Below are 15,117 nucleotides of genomic sequence, written 5' to 3'. Positions count from 1 at the left end.
CCTACAGCGAGGACGCCGAGAAGGTGTCGCACGCCTCGAGCGTGCCCTCCTCGTAGCCGCGGGTGAACCACGCCATCCGCTGCTCGGAGGAGCCGTGCGTCCAGCCCTCGGGGTTCACGCCCTGGCCCGACCGCTGCTGGATCCGGTCGTCGCCGACCGCCTTGGCCGAGTCGAGCGCCTCCGCGATGTCGGCGTCGTCGAGGGTCAACAGCTCGCTGTCCTCGGCGTGCTGCGTCCACATGCCCGCGTAGCAGTCGGCCTGGAGCTCGAGGCGCACGGCGTCGGAGCTCGCGCCCTGCTGGGTGCGCACCCGGCCCATGGTGCCCATCAGGTTCTGGATGTGGTGGCCGTACTCGTGACCGAGGACGTAGGGCTCGACGAAGTCGCCGCCCTGGCCGCCGAGCTGGCCCTCGAGCACGTCGGCGAAGAAGGTGGTGTCGAGGTAGATCTGCTGGTCGGCCGGGCAGTAGAAGGGGCCGACCTGCGACGTCGCCTGGCCGCAGCCGGTCTGCACGCCTCCGGCGAAGGTGTTGATCACCGCCGGGGTGAACTGCGGGCCGCCCTGCTCGGGCAGCGCCGTGGCCCAGTAGTCCTCGAGCGAGGCCGCCACGCCCATGCGGGCGCAGTCGCTGTCGGTGTTGGCGTCCGCGCCGGTCCTGCAGTTGGCGTAGCGCTCGTCGTCGCTGTCGATGCCCTGGGGCTGGCCCAGCGACCCACCGCCGCCGCTGGGCAGTCCCGTGCCCCCGCCCATGCACTGGGTCAGCACCACGAACAGGATGATGATGAGGATGCCGCCGATGCCGCCGCCGGCACGGGTGCCGCCCGGCAGCGGGATGCGCATCGGGCCGCCACCGCCGCCGCCCACGTCGCGGACGCGGCCACCGCTGATGTCGGCCTTCGGGTTGAAGCGCATGCGGGTGCCTTTCCGGGGGTCTGGGGCGGGCGAGGAGCCTTCGCGCACAGTAGCGCGAACGGCTCCCGATGGGGCTCCGGGAGCCACCCCTTCGTAGGATGTGCACCCTGATGATCACCGCCCAGAAGCTCGAGGTCCGAGCCGGCGCGCGGCTCCTCATGGAGGACGTCACCTTCCGGATCGCCGCGGGCGACAAGGTGGGCCTCGTGGGGCGCAACGGCGCCGGCAAGACGACCCTCACCAGGATCCTCGCCGGCGAGGGGCAGCCGGCCTCCGGCCAGGTCGTCCGCAGCGGCGACATCGGCTACCTGCCCCAGGACCCCCGGGTCGGCGACCCCGCGGTCATCGCTCGCGACCGGATCCTGTCGGCCCGCGGCCTCGACGAGGTGGTCCGCCGCCTGCGCGAGGCCGAGGTCGACATGGCGAGCGAGGACCCGAAGGTCCACGAGCGCGGCATGCGCCGGTGGGCGCGCGCCGACGCCGAGCTGCACGCCGGGGGCGGGTACGCCGCGGAGTCCGAGGCGGCGCAGATGGCGGCCGCGCTGGGCATCGAGGAGCGCATCCTCGCCCAGCCGATCGGCACGCTGTCGGGCGGCCAGCGGCGCCGCGTCGAGCTCGCGCGCATCCTGTTCTCCGGCGCCGAGATCATGCTCCTCGACGAGCCGACCAACCACCTCGACGCCGACTCGATCATCTGGCTGCGCGACTTCCTCAAGGCGCACAGGGGCGGCTTCGTGGTCATCAGCCACGACAACGCGCTGCTCGAGGCGACGGTCAACAAGGTGTTCCACCTCGACGCCAACCGCGCGGTGATCGACGTCTACAACATGGGCTGGCACAACTACCTCACCCAGCGCGAGGACGACGAGAAGCGCCGCAGGCGCGAGCGCCAGAACGCCGAGAACAAGGCGAGGGTGCTCACCGACCAGGCCAACAAGATGCGGGCCAAGGCCACCAAGGCGCAGGCCGCGCAGTCGATGCTCAAGCGGGCCGAGAAGATGATGGCCGGCGTCGAGACCGAGCGCCAGGCCGACCGGGTCGCGCGCATCGCGTTCCCCGAGCCGGCGCCGTGCGGCAAGACGCCCCTCATGGGCTCCGACCTGTCGAAGTCCTACGGCTCGCTCGAGGTCTTCACCGCCGTCGACCTCGCGATCGACCGGGGGAGCCGGGTGGTGATCCTGGGCCTGAACGGCGCCGGCAAGACCACGATGCTGCGGATCCTCGCCGGGGTGGACCAGCCCGACACCGGCCGGGTCGTGCCCGGCCACGGCCTCAAGCTCGGCTACTACGCCCAGGAGCACGAGACGCTCGACGTCGGCCGGACCGTCCTGGAGAACCTCCACAGCGCGGCGCCGCAGCTCACCGACACCCAGGCTCGATCAGTGCTGGGCTCGTTCCTCTTCTCCGGCGACGACGCGCACAAGCCCGCGGGGGTGCTGTCCGGCGGGGAGAAGACCCGCCTCGCCCTGGCGATCCTCGTCGTGTCGAGCGCCAACGTGCTCCTCCTCGACGAGCCGACCAACAACCTCGACCCTGCCTCCCGCGAGGAGGTGCTGCACGCCATCCGCAGCTACACCGGCGCGATCATCCTCGTCACCCACGACGAGGGGGCGGTCCGGGCGCTCGACCCCGACCGGGTGCTGCTGCTCCCGGACGGTGACGAGGACCTGTGGAGCGACGAGTACGCCGACCTCGTGTCCCTCGCCTGAGGTTACTGACGAGTAGTAACCTCGCGGCATGACTCCCGAAGAGCTCGCCGCCGTCGGTCTCCGCCTCGACCTCGCCGGCCCCGTCGCGACCGTGACGCTCGACCGGCCCGCCGTCCGCAACGCGCAGACGCCGGCCATGTGGCTCGCCCTGGCCGAGATCGGCCGCACCCTGCCCGACGACGTGCGCGTCGTCGTGGTGACGGGGGAGGGACCGACGTTCTCCGCCGGGCTCGACCGGGCGATGCTCGACCCGTCCACCGACGCGCGGGAGAGCGTCGTCGGCCTGCTCGCCCTCAGCGACCAGGACGCCTCGGCCCGGGTCGAGGAGTTCCAGCGCGGCTTCACGTGGCTGCGCGAGCCGCGGTTCGTCTCCATCGCGAAGGTCCGCGGCCACGCGGTCGGCGCCGGCTTCCAGCTCGCGCTCGCCTGCGACCTGCGCGTGGTCGCGGACGACGCCTCGTTCTCCATGAAGGAGTCGGCGCTCGGGCTCGTGCCGGACCTCACCGGCACCAAGCCGCTGGTGGAGCACGTGGGCTACGCGCGGGCGCTCGAGATCTGCGCCACGGCCCGCACGGTCGGGGCGGAGGAGGCCGTCCGCATCGGCCTGGCCACGGCGTCGTACCCCTCGGCCGACCTCGACGCCGCCGTCGGCGACCTCGTCGCCGCCCTCGTCGCCCCGATGCCCGGCGTCGTGACCGAGACCAAGCGCCTGCTGCAGGGCGCCGCCGGCCGCGACCTCGACGAGCAGCGCCGCCTCGAGCGCGAGGCCCAGGTACGCCGCTTCCGCGCCGTCGCCGCCGCGCTCGGCTGATCGCGGGCCGGCGCCCCCGAGGCAGCAGCGTGACCGGCCTGTCGGTGGCGGGAGGAACAATCCGGTCCACTCGCGGGTTCTCGTGGGGACGGACGGAGGAGCAGGCATGTCGATGGGACCGGGCGCAGGTGGCCCGCCGTGGCGCTTCCTGCGCAGCGACCGGAGCGTGGTCGACAACAAGATCGAGCGCCGCACCGTGCGCAGGGTCCTCGCGTTCGCCGGCCCGCACCGCAGGCTGATCGCGGCCTTCCTCGCCGTCACCGTCGTCGACGCGGCCCTCGTCGTGGTGCCGCCGCTGCTGCTCAAGGCGATCATCGACGACGGCGTGCGCACCGGCGACACCTCGCTGGTCGTGTGGCTGGCGTCGCTGGTCGCGCTGGTGGCGGTCGTCGACTCCGCCTTCGGCCTGGTCACCGGCTGGCTGTCGAGCCGGATCGGCGAGGGCCTGATCTACGACCTGCGCACGCAGGTCTTCTCCCACGTGCAGCGGCAGTCGCTCGCCTTTTTCACGCGCACGCAGACCGGGGCGCTCGTCAGCCGCCTCAACAACGACGTCATCGGCGCGCAGCGGGCGTTCACCTCGACGCTGCAGGGCACCGTGTCCAACGTCATCGCCGCCGTCGTGGTCGGCGTGACCATGCTGTTCCTGAGCTGGCCGGTGACGCTGCTGTGCGTCGCGCTGTTCCCGATCCTGCTCCTGGCCTCCCGGGTGGTCGGCAACCGCCTCGCGGACCTCTCGCGGCAGCAGATGGACGGCAACGCCGACCTCGGCAACGCCATGACCGAGCGCTTCAACGTGGGCGGCGCGATGCTGCTCAAGCTGTTCGGACGCCGCGACGCCGAGGACTCGACGTACGCGCGGAAGGCCGCCGTGGTGCGCGACCTCGGCGTGCGGATCTCGCTGCTGACCCGCATCTTCTTCGCCGCCATGACCCTCGTGCCGTCCCTGGCGACGGCCCTGGTCTACGGCATCGGCGGCTGGCTGGCGATCCGCGGCGAGCTCTCGGTCGGCACGATCGTGGCGCTGGGCGTGCTGCTGACCAGACTGCTCGGTCCGCTGCAGGGGCTCTCCAACGTGCGCATCGACGTGATGACCGCCCTGGTGAGCTTCGACCGGGTCTTCGAGGTGCTCGACCTGCCCTCGCTGATCCAGGAGAAGCCCGACGCGATCGCGCTGCCGAGGTCGGCCTCCCGGCTGGAGTTCGACCACGTCGCGTTCACCTACCCGCGCGCCGACGAGATCTCGCTCGCCTCCCTCGAGACCGTCGCGCGCACCGAGTCGCGCGACAGCGGACGCGTGCTGCACGACGTCACCTTCACCGCCGAGCCGGGCCAGATGGTCGCGCTGGTCGGGCCGTCCGGTGCCGGCAAGACGACCGTCACCCACCTCGTCGCGCGGCTCTACGACGTCGAGGCCGGTGCCGTCAGGGTGGGCGGACACGACGTGCGCGACGTGACCCTCGAGTCCCTCGAGGACGTCGTCGGCTACGTCACGCAGGACGCCCACATGTTCCACGACACCATCCGCGCCAACCTCCTCTACGCGCGGCCGGATGCCAGCGAGGCCGACGTCTGGGCGGCGCTGGAGGCCGCGCAGATCGCCTCCCTCGTCCGGGCCCTGCCCGACGGCCTCGACACGGTCGTCGGTGACCGCGGCTACCGCCTCAGCGGCGGCGAGCGCCAGCGGCTGGCGATCGCCCGGTTGCTGCTCAAGGCGCCCTCGATCGTCGTCCTCGACGAGGCGACCGCGCATCTCGACAGCGAGTCCGAGGCCGCCGTCCAGCAGGCGCTCGACGCCGCGCTCGAGGGGCGTACGTCCCTCGTGATCGCGCACCGGCTCTCCACCGTCCGCAACGCCGACCTCATCCTGGTCCTCGAGGGCGGCCGGGTCGTCCAGCAGGGCACGCACGCCGAGCTCCTCGCCTCCGGCGGGCTCTACGCCACGCTCCACGCGACCCAGTTCCGCGAGGAGTCGGCGGTCCCCGCGCGCGGCTGAGCGTCACTCGCCTGGCGTCCGCGGCGCGCCCGGTGCGCCCGGCCGCGGCGGTGAGCTTCCGGCGGCGCCGGGGTGCGTCCGGCGGCGCCCGCGTGCGTCATGCGGACTGGCGCCTATACGTGCGGGTTCGTATGACGCTGGGGGCGGGCGCCGGGGTGCGTCATGCGGACCGGCGGCTATACGTGCGGGTTCGTATGACGCTGGGGGCGGGCGCCGGGGTGCGTCATACGGACCGGCGGCTATGGGTGCGGGTTCGTATGACGCCGGGTCGGGGCCCTGCGTGCGTCATGCGGACCGGCGCCAATACGTGCGGGTTCGTATGACGCCGGGGGCGGGCGCGGGGGTGCGTCATGCGGACCGGCGCCTATGCGTGCGGGTTCGTATGACGCTGGCCCGGGCCGGGGCGGGGGCGTCCGGCCACCCCGGCACCCGCACAGCGACCCCGCCGACCCCGGCTAGGCTCGCGACATGGACCTCCAGCTCACCGATCGCGTCTACCTCGTCACCGGCGGAGCCCGGGGGCTCGGGCGGGCGAGCGCCGACGTGCTGGTCGCCGAGGGCGCGCGCGTCGTCCTGTCCGGCCGCTCCCGCGAGACGCTCGAGCAGGCCGCCGCCACGCTCGACGAGGCGGCCGGCCGTCACGCCGCCGTCACGGTGGTCGCCGACAACGCCGACCGCGAGACCCCGGCCCGCCTGCTCGCCGCGGCCGACGACGCCTGGGGGCGCGTCGACGGCGCGCTCATCAGCGTCGGCGGTCCGCCCAAGGGCCCGGTCGGCACGATCACCGACGAGCAGTGGACCAGCGCGTTCGACTCGGTGTTCCTCGGCGCCGTACGCCTCGCGCGCGAGGTCGGCGCCGCCCTCCCGTCGGGCGGCTCCCTCGGGCTCGTGCTCTCGTCGAGCGTCCGGGCGCCCCTGCCCGACATGGCGATCTCCAACGGGCTGCGACCGGGCCTGGCGATGGTCGCCAAGACCCTGGCCGACGAGCTCGGCCCGCGCGGGGTGCGCGTCAACGGGCTGCTGCCCGGCCGCCTCGCCACCGAGCGGGTCGCCGAGCTCGACGCCTCGACGGGCGACCCGGAGGCGGCACGGCGCGCGGCCGAGGCCGCGATCCCGCTGGGCCGCTACGGGGAGCCGGAGGAGTTCGGCGCGGTCGCGGCGTTCCTGCTCTCGCCGGCCGCGTCATTCCTGACGGGCGTGATGCTCCCGGTCGACGGGGGACTGCTCCGCGCGCTCTGACGGGGGCTCGTCGTCCTCGTCCGCGGGCTGGTCCAGCCGGTCGCGCCAGGTGCGGCGCGGCTTCGCGGCCGCCGTACGCGCCGGCGGACCCGCAGGGCCGCCGGCGGGTCGGCCCCCGGCGGCGTCCGGGCGGCCCCACGGACCGCGGCCGCCGCGCCACTCGTCGTAGATGAGGTAGAGGAAGCCGAAGATGGCGAGCACCCCGAAGAACCACCACTGCAGCCCGTAGAAGAAGTGGGGGCCGTTGTCGAGCTCGGGCAGCTCCACCGGCTGCAGCGCCGTCTCGGGCGCAGGCGACTCCGAGCGCAGGTCGAGCCAGCCGCCCAGCACCGGGCGGTCCAGCGCCTCACCGATCTGCTCGCTGTCGACCGCCCGGGTCGACTGGTCGGTGACCTGCGTGCTGTCGCCCTCGGCGTCGCGGCGCACCCACCCCGTGATCGTCACCTCGCCCTCGGGCGGCGCCGGGACGTCCGCCGTGGTGGCGCCGCGGTTGTCGGTGGCGTACCAGCCGCGGTCGACCAGCACGCTCGTGCCGCCGGGCAGCTCGAGCGGGACGACGACGTCGACACCGGCCTCGCCGTCGCGGGTGCGGTAGCGCACGATGACCGTGTCCTCGACCGCGTAGGTCCCGCGGGCCTCGACGATCCGCCACTCGTCCGAGGCGTCGACGTCGCGGCCGGGAGCCATCACCTCGGTGACGGGGGCGGCACCGGCCTTCTCGTTCCGCTCGATGATCGCGTTGCGCTCCTGGCGGTCCTCGAGCCGGTGGAACTGCCACTCGCCGAGCCGCCAGGCGACCCAGGCGAGGAAGACGACCACGAGTGCGAAGACGATCCAGCGGCGCGAGAGCAGGAACCGCAGCTTGGGCACCCACCGAGGCTATCCGGCGCGTCCTCGGTGGCGGAGGGGGGCTCGACGGCACTCGTAGACTCGTGACCGTGACGACACTCCTGGCAGATCGCTTCGGCCGCGTGGCCACGGACCTGCGCGTCTCCCTCACCGACCGCTGCAACCTGCGGTGCAACTACTGCATGCCTGCCGAGGGCCTCGACTGGCTGCCCACCGAGCAGACCCTGACCGACGACGAGGTCGTGCGGCTCATCACCATCGGCGTCGAGCGGCTCGGGATCCGCGAGGTGCGCTTCACCGGCGGCGAGCCGCTGCTGCGCCGCGGACTGGTCGACATCGTGGCGCGGACGCACGCGCTCGGCGTCGAGACCTCCCTGACCACCAACGCCCTGGGCCTGTCCCGCACCGCGCGGGCCCTCGCCGACGCCGGGCTCGACCGGATCAACGCCAGCATCGACAGCGTCCGCCCCGAGACCTTCGCCACCATCACCCGCCGGGACCGGTTGCGCGACGTCGTCGCCGGGCTCGAGGCGGCCCGGGAGGCCGGGCTGGGGCCCATCAAGCTCAACGCGGTGCTGCTGCGCGGCACCAACGACGACCAGGCGGCCGAGCTGCTCCGCTGGAGCATCGCCCAGGGCTACGAGCTGCGCTTCATCGAGCAGATGCCGCTCGACGCCCAGCACGAGTGGAGCCGGGCGGCCATGGTGACCGCCGACGAGATCCACGCCGCGCTGTCCGCCGAGTTCACGCTCACGCCGCACGGTGCGCCGCGCGGGAGCGCTCCGGCCGAGCTCTTCGACGTCGACGGGGGACCGGCGACCGTCGGCATCATCGCGTCGGTGACGCGCCCGTTCTGCGGCGACTGCGACCGCGTGCGGCTCACCGCCGACGGCCAGGTGCGCAACTGCCTCTTCGCGCGTGAGGAGTCCGACCTGCGTACGGCGCTGCGCTCCGGCGCGAGCGACCAGGAGGTCGCCGACAGGTGGGTCGTCGCGATGCGCGGCAAGCGTGCCGGCCACGGCATCGACGACCAGTCCTTCCTCCAGCCCGACCGACCGATGTCGGCGATCGGCGGCTGACGCGCCGGCGGCTGACGGCCGACGGGCCGGCGGCTAACCGGCCGGCGGCCGACCGGCGGGTCAGGCGTCGCCGGCCAGCGCCTCGGTGACGGTCCGCACGAGGCGCCTCGCCGACGGCACGTCGTCGAGCGCGTCGACCGGCACGGGCAGCGGTAGGCGCCAGTTGTCGCGCTCCACCGTGCCCGGGACGTTGGGCCGGTGCTCCTCCAGCACCGCGTCCTCCAGCGACAGCGACAGCAGCAGCGACGGCGCCCGCGACAGCTCACGGTAGGCCGCGTCGACCGCCTGCTCGGGGGTGGCGTCGGTGGGCAGACCCGAGCGCGTCAGCTTCGCCACGAGGTCGGCGCGGCCCTGGCGCACGTCCTCCTCCGGCATGCCGGTCGTGGCCAGCTGGTCCTCGGCGTCGGACCCGGTCCAGAGACCGGCCACCGTAGGGAGGTCGTGCGTGGTGACCGTCGCCAGCGCCTCCGCGGGCCACTCGGACGGATCGTCCTCCTCGAACCACAGCACCTTGTAGGACAGCAGCGCCCGGCTGGACAGGGCCTCGGGGACGCCCGGCTCGACGGTGCCGAGGTCCTCGCCGACGACGACCGCCCCGGCACGGTGCGACTCGAGGGCGACGATGTCGAGCAGGTCGTCGCTGGGGTAGCGGACGTAGGCGCCCTCGGTCGCGTCGGCACCCTCGGGGATCCACCACAGGCGGAACAGCCCCATCACGTGGTCGATCCGCAGACCGCCCGCCCCCGCGATGGTGCCGCGCACCGACTCGATGAAGGGCTCGTACTCGGCGAGCCGCAGGCGCCACGGCACCATCGGCGGCGAGCCCCAGTCCTGGCCGAGCGTGTTGAGCGCGTCGGGCGGCGCCCCGACCGTGACGCCCTGCGCCACGCCCTCCTGCCACGCCCAGGCGTCGGCGCCTCCTCCGGAGACGCCGATCGGGAGGTCCTGCAGGACGGTCAGCCCTCCGGTGGCGGAGCGCAGCTGCACGTCCAGCTGCCACTGCATCCAGGCGTGGAAGCCGACCTCGGTCGCGTGGGTGCGCCCGAAACTCGCCACGTCCTCGGTGTCGGGCCGCTGGAGGCCGGGTGGCCACTGGTGCCAGTCCGGTCCGTGCTCCTCGGCCAGGGCGCACCAGGTCGCGAACTCCTGCAGCCCCGGACCGCGCTGCTCGCGCCAGTCGTCGAAGTCCGGATCGCCGCCGGCGGAGCGGAAGCGGTCGTACGCCGCCTGCAGGACGGTGCGCTTGAGCTGCCACGCGGCGTCGCGGTCGACGAGCGGCGAGTCACCCAGCCGGCGTACGGCGTCGGGTTCGGCGTCGTCGGGGGACCAACCCGGCACGTCCTGCACGCGGAGGTAGACCGGGTTCCGGAAGCGCCGGGTGGCCGGGAGGTAGGGACTGGGCTCGAGAGGGACCGTCGGGGCCACCGCGTGGAGCGGGTTGACCAGCAGGAAGCCGCCGCCCGCGCGCTCGGTCCACTCGCGCAGGGTGCGCAGGTCGCCGAGGTCGCCGATGCCCCAGCTCGCGGCGGAGCGCGCGCCGTAGAGCTGCACCGCCCATCCCCACGACCGCCGCGACGGGAGCCAGCAGCGGCCGGGGGACACCACGAGCAGGCGGTCGGTGCCGTCGGGGCCGTGCAGCCGGTGGTAGCCGAGCGGCATGTCGTCGGGCACGCGACCCTCGATGCGTCGCTCGGTGCCGTCCTCGCAGAGCACGCGTCCGGCGACGAGGCCGAGGTCGCGCCCGGGCCGCGTCACCAGCGGCGCCCGCTGCTCGAGGTCGTCGGGTGCCTCCCCGATGACCTCGCGCAGCCGGGCCACCGTCGCGTCGGAGACCTCCTGCGGTACGTCGTCGGCGTCGAGCCAGCGGTGCTGGATGCCCCAGGCGTCGGTCGAGTCGCGCAAGCCGTTGTCCATGCGGCCCCAGTTCCCCGCGCCCGCGGATCTACCGGTGCCGGGCCTCGCCTCCGCGGGTGGGGCGGATCACACGGCGGGGCGGTGCGGGACGACGTCCCTCAGGAACCCGCGCGAGCCGAGGAAGTCCGACAGCGACGCCCGGTGCTCATCGCACGCGAGCCACGACTTGCGGCGCTCGGGCGTGTGGATCTTGGGGTTGTTCCACTGCAGGTCCCAGGCGGCGTCGGCCTGGCAGCCCTTCGCCGAGCAGATGTCGCGGTCGGGCTCCATGGCGTCCTCCCGGAGGCGTGCGAGCGGCGTGCGGACCAAAGAGAAGTGCCGGACAGCCACGGGGGGAAGCTGTCCGGCACTTCGGCGCCAACGCAGACGGGGGATGCTGCGTTCGCGGGGTTGATCATTCCATGGGACCGGATGAAAACCAAACTTTCGTCACCCGCACGTCGCCCGGCGTTTCCTCAGTGTTCGTCGTCACGTGCCGTCAGTTCGTGCACCCCGGCGCCGTGGGGGAGGGTGAATCCGTCGTCACGCTGGTCGTTCGCGTTGGCCATGACCACCGCGAACAGCGGGAGGAACACGGCCGCGCCGACGAGGACCCAGCGCAGGACGCCCGGTCCGACCGCGACCGCGGCGACGAAGCAGACGAGGCGGATGCTCATCGACCAGGCGTAGCGGCGCTGCCGGGATCGCATGTCCTCGGCGGCGCTGCTGCGTGCCGTGGTGATGCGTACGGCGTCGGACCTTGCCACGCCTCCCAGTCTACGTCGCTAGGCTCGGGAACCCACGCCGCGGACCGGTCGGCCGGTCCGCGGACCGCCGCCCGAGCAGGAGGACACATGACCAACCGCACCTACCGCGTCACCGAGATCGTCGGGACCTCGCCGGACGGCATCGACCAGGCGATCCGCAACGGCATCGAGCGCGCGGGTCGCACGCTGCGCCACATCGACTGGTTCGAGGTCACCCAGGTCCGCGGGCAGGCCAAGGACGGCGTGGTCGAGCACTTCCAGGTCGGCATGAAGGTCGGCTTCCGCCTCGAGGACGAGTAGGTTTCGCCTCTACCGCCCGGTAATCACTAGCGTCGGGAGCGTGAGCGACACTCCCGCAGCCAGCGCCCCGTCCGAGCCCCGTTCGGTCCTGGTGACCGGCGGCAACCGCGGCATCGGCCGCGCCATCGCCGAGGCCTTCATCGCCCAGGGCGACAAGGTCGCGGTGACCACGCGCAACGGCGGCGCTCCCGAGGGTGCGCTCGACGTGCGCTGCGACGTCACCGACCCGGAGGCCGTCGAGGCGGCGTTCGCGCAGGTGGAGCAGGCCCACGGGCCGGTCGAGGTGCTGGTCGCCAACGCCGGCATCACCAAGGACACCCTGCTGCTCCGGATGAGCGAGGACGACTGGTCCTCGGTCATCGACACCAACCTGACCGGCACGTTCCGGCTCGCCAAGCGCGCCGCCAAGGGCATGCTGCGCATGCGCCGAGGCCGGATCATCCTGATCTCGTCGGTCGTCGGCCTGCTCGGCTCGGCCGGCCAGGTCAACTACGCCGCGTCGAAGGCCGGCCTCGTGGGCATGGCCCGCTCGCTGGCACGCGAGCTCGGCAGCCGGTCGATCACCACCAACGTCGTCGCGCCCGGCTTCGTCGAGACCGACATGACCGAGGTGCTGAGCGACGACCAGAAGGCCACGATCAGGGCGCAGGTGCCGCTGGGGCGCTACGCCTCGACGGCCGAGGTCGCCTCGGCCGTCACCTGGCTGGCCTCCGACGGCGCGGCGTACGTCACCGGGGCCGTGATCCCGGTCGACGGCGGCCTCGGCATGGGCCACTGACCCCTCCACGCCAGACACGAAAGGTCGACAACGACATGGGAATCCTCGACGGCAAGCGCATCCTCGTCGCCGGCGTCACGATGGACAGCTCGATCGGCTTCGCGACCGCCAAGGTCGCGCAGGAGCAGGGCGCCACGGTGCTGATCTCCAACTTCGGCCGGGCGCTCGGCATCACCAGGCGGATCGCGAAGCGGCTGCCGCAGGAGCCGCCGGTGCTCGAGCTCGACGTCACCGACGAGGCCCACCTCGCCGGCCTCGCCGACCAGGTGCGCGAGCACGTCGACGGGCTCGACGGCGTCGTCCACTCGATCGCCTACGGCAACCCGGAGACGCTGCTGGGCGGCAAGTTCATGGACGGCCCGTGGGACGACGTAGCCCAGGCCGTGCAGGTCTCGGCGTACTCGTTGAAGTCGCTCGCCGTCGCGACGAGGCCGTTGCTGTCGCCCGGCTCCTCCATCGTCGGCCTGACCTTCGACGCGACGACCGCGTGGCCGGCGTACGACTGGATGGGCGTCGCGAAGGCTGCGCTGGAGAACACCTCGCGCTACCTCGCGCGCGACCTCGGGCCCGAGGGCATCCGCTGCAACCTCGTGTCGGCGGGCCCGCTGAAGACGCTCGCCGCGAAGGCGATCCCGGGGTTCGAGGCCCTCGAGTCGTCGTGGAAGGACCGTGCCCCGCTGGGCTGGGACGAGTCCGACCACGAGCCGACCGCCCGCGGCGTGTGCGCGCTGCTGAGCGACTTCTTCCCGGCCACCACCGGCGAGATCGTCCACGTCGACGGCGGCTTCCACGCGATGGGACTGTGACCAGCGACGCCGGTGCGGGGGCTGGTGCCCCCGGAGGCGGTGCCGGGTAGTTTTCGCCCGGTGACCTCACTCGTCGAGCTGCGCGTCCTCGAAGGCCCGAACCTCTACTTCCCGCGCGCCGCGGTGAAGCTGACCCTCGACGTCTCGACGATCACCGGAGCCGAGGACGAGGCGGTGCTGCGGTTCGCCCGCCGCATCGGGCTGCGCACCACGCGCCCCGGCGCGCCCGGGTCCGGCTTCCGCCAGCGCTTCGCCCTGCGGGCGGTCGAGCGGCTGGTCCGCGCGATCGCCCTCGAGGCGGGCACCCGCCGGCTCGCGGTGCGGGTGCGTCCGACGGCGGCCCCCGACGTGGTCGTCGTCGCGTTCCCCTGGCGCCGCCGCGGCCGGGCCCGGGCCCTGGGCGAGGCGGTGGCCCACGCCCTGGACGCGCTGCCCGCCCCGGACGTGGAGGCCGCTGTCACCACCGCCGCCCGCGAGGTCGCCGCCGCCCCGCCGGGCCCGCCGCCGACCACGGTCACGCCGACGATCCCGGTCGTCGCGGTCACCGGCACCAACGGCAAGACCACGACCAGCCGGATGATCGCCCACATCGCCCGCACCAGCGGGCTCGTCGTGGGCTGGTCGAACACCGACGGCATCTACCGCGACGGGGTGCTGGTCGAGGCCGGCGACTACTCGGGTCCGTCCGGTGCCGGGCGGGCACTGGGCCTCGAGGGCGTCGAGCTCGCGGTCACCGAGACCGCTCGCGGCGGCATCCTCCTCAAGGGGATCGGCGTCACCCGCAACGACGTGTCGGTGGTGACCAACGTGACCGCCGACCACCTCGGCCTGCAGGGCATCGACACCGTCGACCAGCTCGCCGAGGTGAAGTCCGTCGTCCCGCGGATCACCCGCAAGGACGGCTGGGCGGTGCTCAACGGCGACGACCCACGCGTGCTGGCCATGCGCGCGGTGATCGCCGCGCAGCCGTGGGTCTTCAGCCGCGACCCCGACTCGCCGGCGGTGCGCGAGGTGCTCGGCCATGGCGGCCGCGCCACAACGGTCATCGACGGGTGGATCACGGTGCTCGCGCCCGGTGCGGACCCCGACCCCCTCGTCGAGCTGGTCGACGTGCCGATGACCCTGGCCGGTCTCTCGCGCTTCAACATCGAGAACGCGCTCGCCGCCGCGTCGGCGGCCCTGGCGGTCGGGCTGGCCCGCGAGCACGTGGTGGCCGGCCTGACGTCCTTCCGGCCCGATGCCGAGCACAACCCCGGCCGGATGAACTTCTTCTCCCTCCCCGGCGGCGTCTCCGTGGTGATGGACCTCGCCCACAACGAGGCGGGGCTCGAGGCGCTGCTGGAGGTCATGGCCGGCGTACGCCGTCCCGGTGCCCGCCTGCTGCTCGGCCTCGGCGCGGTGGGGGACCGCACCGACGAGCTCATCGAGGCGCTCGGCGAGATCGGTGCGAAGGGCAGCGACGTGGTCGCGATCGGCCACAAGGAGTGGTACCTGAGGGGACGGACCATGGACGAGCTCGACGCCCTGCTGCGCGCCGGCGCCGCCCGCGTCGGCGTCACCGACATCGACACCTTCCGGACCGAGGTGGAGTGCCTCGCCGCCCTGGTGGGGCGCGCCGAGCCGGGCGACGTCGTCGGGCTGATGTGCCACGCCGAGCGGCAGGAGGCCTACGACTGGATCGCCGCGCACGGCGGAACGCCCGACTCGCCCGAGACCCTGGCGGGCAAGGTGCGGGCGGCGTCCGCGCTGCCCTGAGCGGCACCGAGCGGTGAGTGAGGCATGTTTCGGGGGCTCAGAACCTGTCTCACGCACCGCCCGCGGCGGCAGCGGTGGGTGAGGCAGGTTTCGGGGGCTCAGAACCTGCCTCACGCACCGCCCGGCGGCAGCGGTGGGTGAGGCAGGTTTCGGCGGGTCAGAACCTGCCTCACGCACCGCCCGCGGCGCCAGCGGTGGATGAGGCATGTTCCCGGGGTTCAG

14 protein-coding genes are annotated in these 15,117 nt (G+C 73.4%); 9 read left to right on the top strand and 5 right to left on the bottom strand.

Annotated features, from left to right (window positions below):
• Nucleotide 1: 1 nt before the first annotated feature.
• Nucleotides 2-913, bottom strand: coding sequence for a KPN_02809 family neutral zinc metallopeptidase (gene ypfJ, locus J3P38_RS00455; RefSeq protein WP_210437592.1), 912 nt, complete (start codon nucleotides 911-913; stop codon nucleotides 2-4).
• A gap of 110 nt (nucleotides 914-1,023) precedes the next feature.
• Here ypfJ and J3P38_RS00450 point away from each other — a divergent pair, with 110 nt between their 5' ends.
• From J3P38_RS00450 to J3P38_RS00435, 4 genes are all read left to right on the top strand, one after another.
• Nucleotides 1,024-2,622, top strand: a complete 1,599-nt coding sequence (locus tag J3P38_RS00450; RefSeq protein ID WP_210437590.1) for an ABC-F family ATP-binding cassette domain-containing protein — start codon at nucleotides 1,024-1,026, stop codon at nucleotides 2,620-2,622.
• 28 nt (nucleotides 2,623-2,650) lie between these two features.
• Nucleotides 2,651-3,433, top strand: a complete 783-nt coding sequence (locus tag J3P38_RS00445) for an enoyl-CoA hydratase/isomerase family protein (RefSeq protein ID WP_210502337.1) — start codon at nucleotides 2,651-2,653, stop codon at nucleotides 3,431-3,433.
• Between the two features lie 112 nt (nucleotides 3,434-3,545).
• Nucleotides 3,546-5,429, top strand: coding sequence for an ABC transporter ATP-binding protein (locus J3P38_RS00440; protein WP_455430098.1), 1,884 nt, complete (start codon nucleotides 3,546-3,548; stop codon nucleotides 5,427-5,429).
• A 468-nt stretch (nucleotides 5,430-5,897) separates the two neighbouring features.
• Entirely contained in the window at nucleotides 5,898-6,668 is a 771-nt protein-coding gene (locus tag J3P38_RS00435; protein WP_210502335.1) for an SDR family oxidoreductase, read from the top strand.
• Here J3P38_RS00435 and J3P38_RS00430 read toward each other — a convergent pair.
• Nucleotides 6,612-7,538: an SURF1 family cytochrome oxidase biogenesis protein gene (locus J3P38_RS00430; RefSeq protein ID WP_210502334.1), complete on the bottom strand. Its 927-nt coding sequence runs from the start codon at nucleotides 7,536-7,538 to the stop codon at nucleotides 6,612-6,614. The genes J3P38_RS00435 and J3P38_RS00430 overlap by 57 nt on opposite strands.
• Before the next feature lie 68 nt (nucleotides 7,539-7,606).
• On the opposite strand from J3P38_RS00430, the gene moaA reads away from it, so the two are divergent.
• Nucleotides 7,607-8,596: a GTP 3',8-cyclase MoaA gene (gene moaA / locus J3P38_RS00425; RefSeq protein WP_210502333.1), complete on the top strand. Its 990-nt coding sequence runs from the start codon at nucleotides 7,607-7,609 to the stop codon at nucleotides 8,594-8,596.
• A 60-nt stretch (nucleotides 8,597-8,656) separates the two neighbouring features.
• Here the strand turns inward: moaA and malQ are convergent, their stop codons facing one another.
• From malQ to J3P38_RS00410, 3 genes are all read right to left on the bottom strand, one after another.
• A complete protein-coding gene (malQ, locus tag J3P38_RS00420; RefSeq protein WP_210502332.1) occupies nucleotides 8,657-10,510 on the bottom strand; it encodes a 4-alpha-glucanotransferase in 1,854 nt (617 codons plus the stop codon).
• Nucleotides 10,511-10,576: 66 nt separating this feature from the next.
• Nucleotides 10,577-10,840, bottom strand: a complete 264-nt coding sequence (locus J3P38_RS00415) for a hypothetical protein (RefSeq protein WP_307807616.1) — start codon at nucleotides 10,838-10,840, stop codon at nucleotides 10,577-10,579.
• 125 nt (nucleotides 10,841-10,965) lie between these two features.
• Nucleotides 10,966-11,256, bottom strand: coding sequence for a DUF3099 domain-containing protein (locus tag J3P38_RS00410; protein ID WP_307807615.1), 291 nt, complete (start codon nucleotides 11,254-11,256; stop codon nucleotides 10,966-10,968).
• Between the two features lie 87 nt (nucleotides 11,257-11,343).
• On the opposite strand from J3P38_RS00410, the gene J3P38_RS00405 reads away from it, so the two are divergent.
• The 4 genes from J3P38_RS00405 to J3P38_RS00390 are packed head-to-tail and all read left to right on the top strand — an operon-like array spanning nucleotide 11,344 to nucleotide 14,895.
• Complete coding sequence (locus tag J3P38_RS00405; protein WP_210437571.1) at nucleotides 11,344-11,556, top strand: dodecin; 213 nt, start codon at nucleotides 11,344-11,346, stop codon at nucleotides 11,554-11,556.
• A gap of 40 nt (nucleotides 11,557-11,596) precedes the next feature.
• Nucleotides 11,597-12,334: a 3-oxoacyl-[acyl-carrier-protein] reductase gene (gene fabG / locus J3P38_RS00400; RefSeq protein ID WP_210502331.1), complete on the top strand. Its 738-nt coding sequence runs from the start codon at nucleotides 11,597-11,599 to the stop codon at nucleotides 12,332-12,334.
• Nucleotides 12,335-12,369: 35 nt separating this feature from the next.
• Nucleotides 12,370-13,140 (top strand): enoyl-ACP reductase FabI, encoded by a 771-nt coding sequence (fabI, locus tag J3P38_RS00395; RefSeq protein WP_210502330.1) that lies wholly within the window; start codon nucleotides 12,370-12,372, stop codon nucleotides 13,138-13,140.
• Nucleotides 13,141-13,200: 60 nt separating this feature from the next.
• On the top strand, nucleotides 13,201-14,895 hold the full coding sequence (locus J3P38_RS00390; protein WP_210502329.1) for a Mur ligase family protein: 1,695 nt from the start codon (nucleotides 13,201-13,203) through the stop codon (nucleotides 14,893-14,895).
• Nucleotides 14,896-15,117 lie beyond the last annotated feature (222 nt).

This window comes from Nocardioides xinjiangensis (assembly GCF_017916455.1).
Taxonomy (GTDB): domain Bacteria; phylum Actinomycetota; class Actinomycetes; order Propionibacteriales; family Nocardioidaceae; genus Nocardioides; species Nocardioides xinjiangensis.
This window is presented reverse-complemented; position numbering and strand designations above follow the sequence as displayed.

What these genes read in the sequence shown, in the direction of transcription:
- ypfJ (WP_210437592.1), bottom strand. Translation starts at nt 913, where the DNA reads ATGCGCTTCAACCCGAAGGCCGACATCAGCGGTGGCCGCGTCCGCGAC.
- J3P38_RS00450 (WP_210437590.1), top strand. Translation starts at nt 1,024, where the DNA reads ATGATCACCGCCCAGAAGCTCGAGGTCCGAGCCGGCGCGCGGCTCCTC.
- J3P38_RS00445 (WP_210502337.1), top strand. Translation starts at nt 2,651, where the DNA reads ATGACTCCCGAAGAGCTCGCCGCCGTCGGTCTCCGCCTCGACCTCGCC.
- J3P38_RS00440 (WP_455430098.1), top strand. Translation starts at nt 3,546, where the DNA reads ATGGGACCGGGCGCAGGTGGCCCGCCGTGGCGCTTCCTGCGCAGCGAC.
- J3P38_RS00435 (WP_210502335.1), top strand. Translation starts at nt 5,898, where the DNA reads ATGGACCTCCAGCTCACCGATCGCGTCTACCTCGTCACCGGCGGAGCC.
- malQ (WP_210502332.1), bottom strand. Translation starts at nt 10,510, where the DNA reads ATGGACAACGGCTTGCGCGACTCGACCGACGCCTGGGGCATCCAGCAC.
- J3P38_RS00405 (WP_210437571.1), top strand. Translation starts at nt 11,344, where the DNA reads ATGACCAACCGCACCTACCGCGTCACCGAGATCGTCGGGACCTCGCCG.
- fabI (WP_210502330.1), top strand. Translation starts at nt 12,370, where the DNA reads ATGGGAATCCTCGACGGCAAGCGCATCCTCGTCGCCGGCGTCACGATG.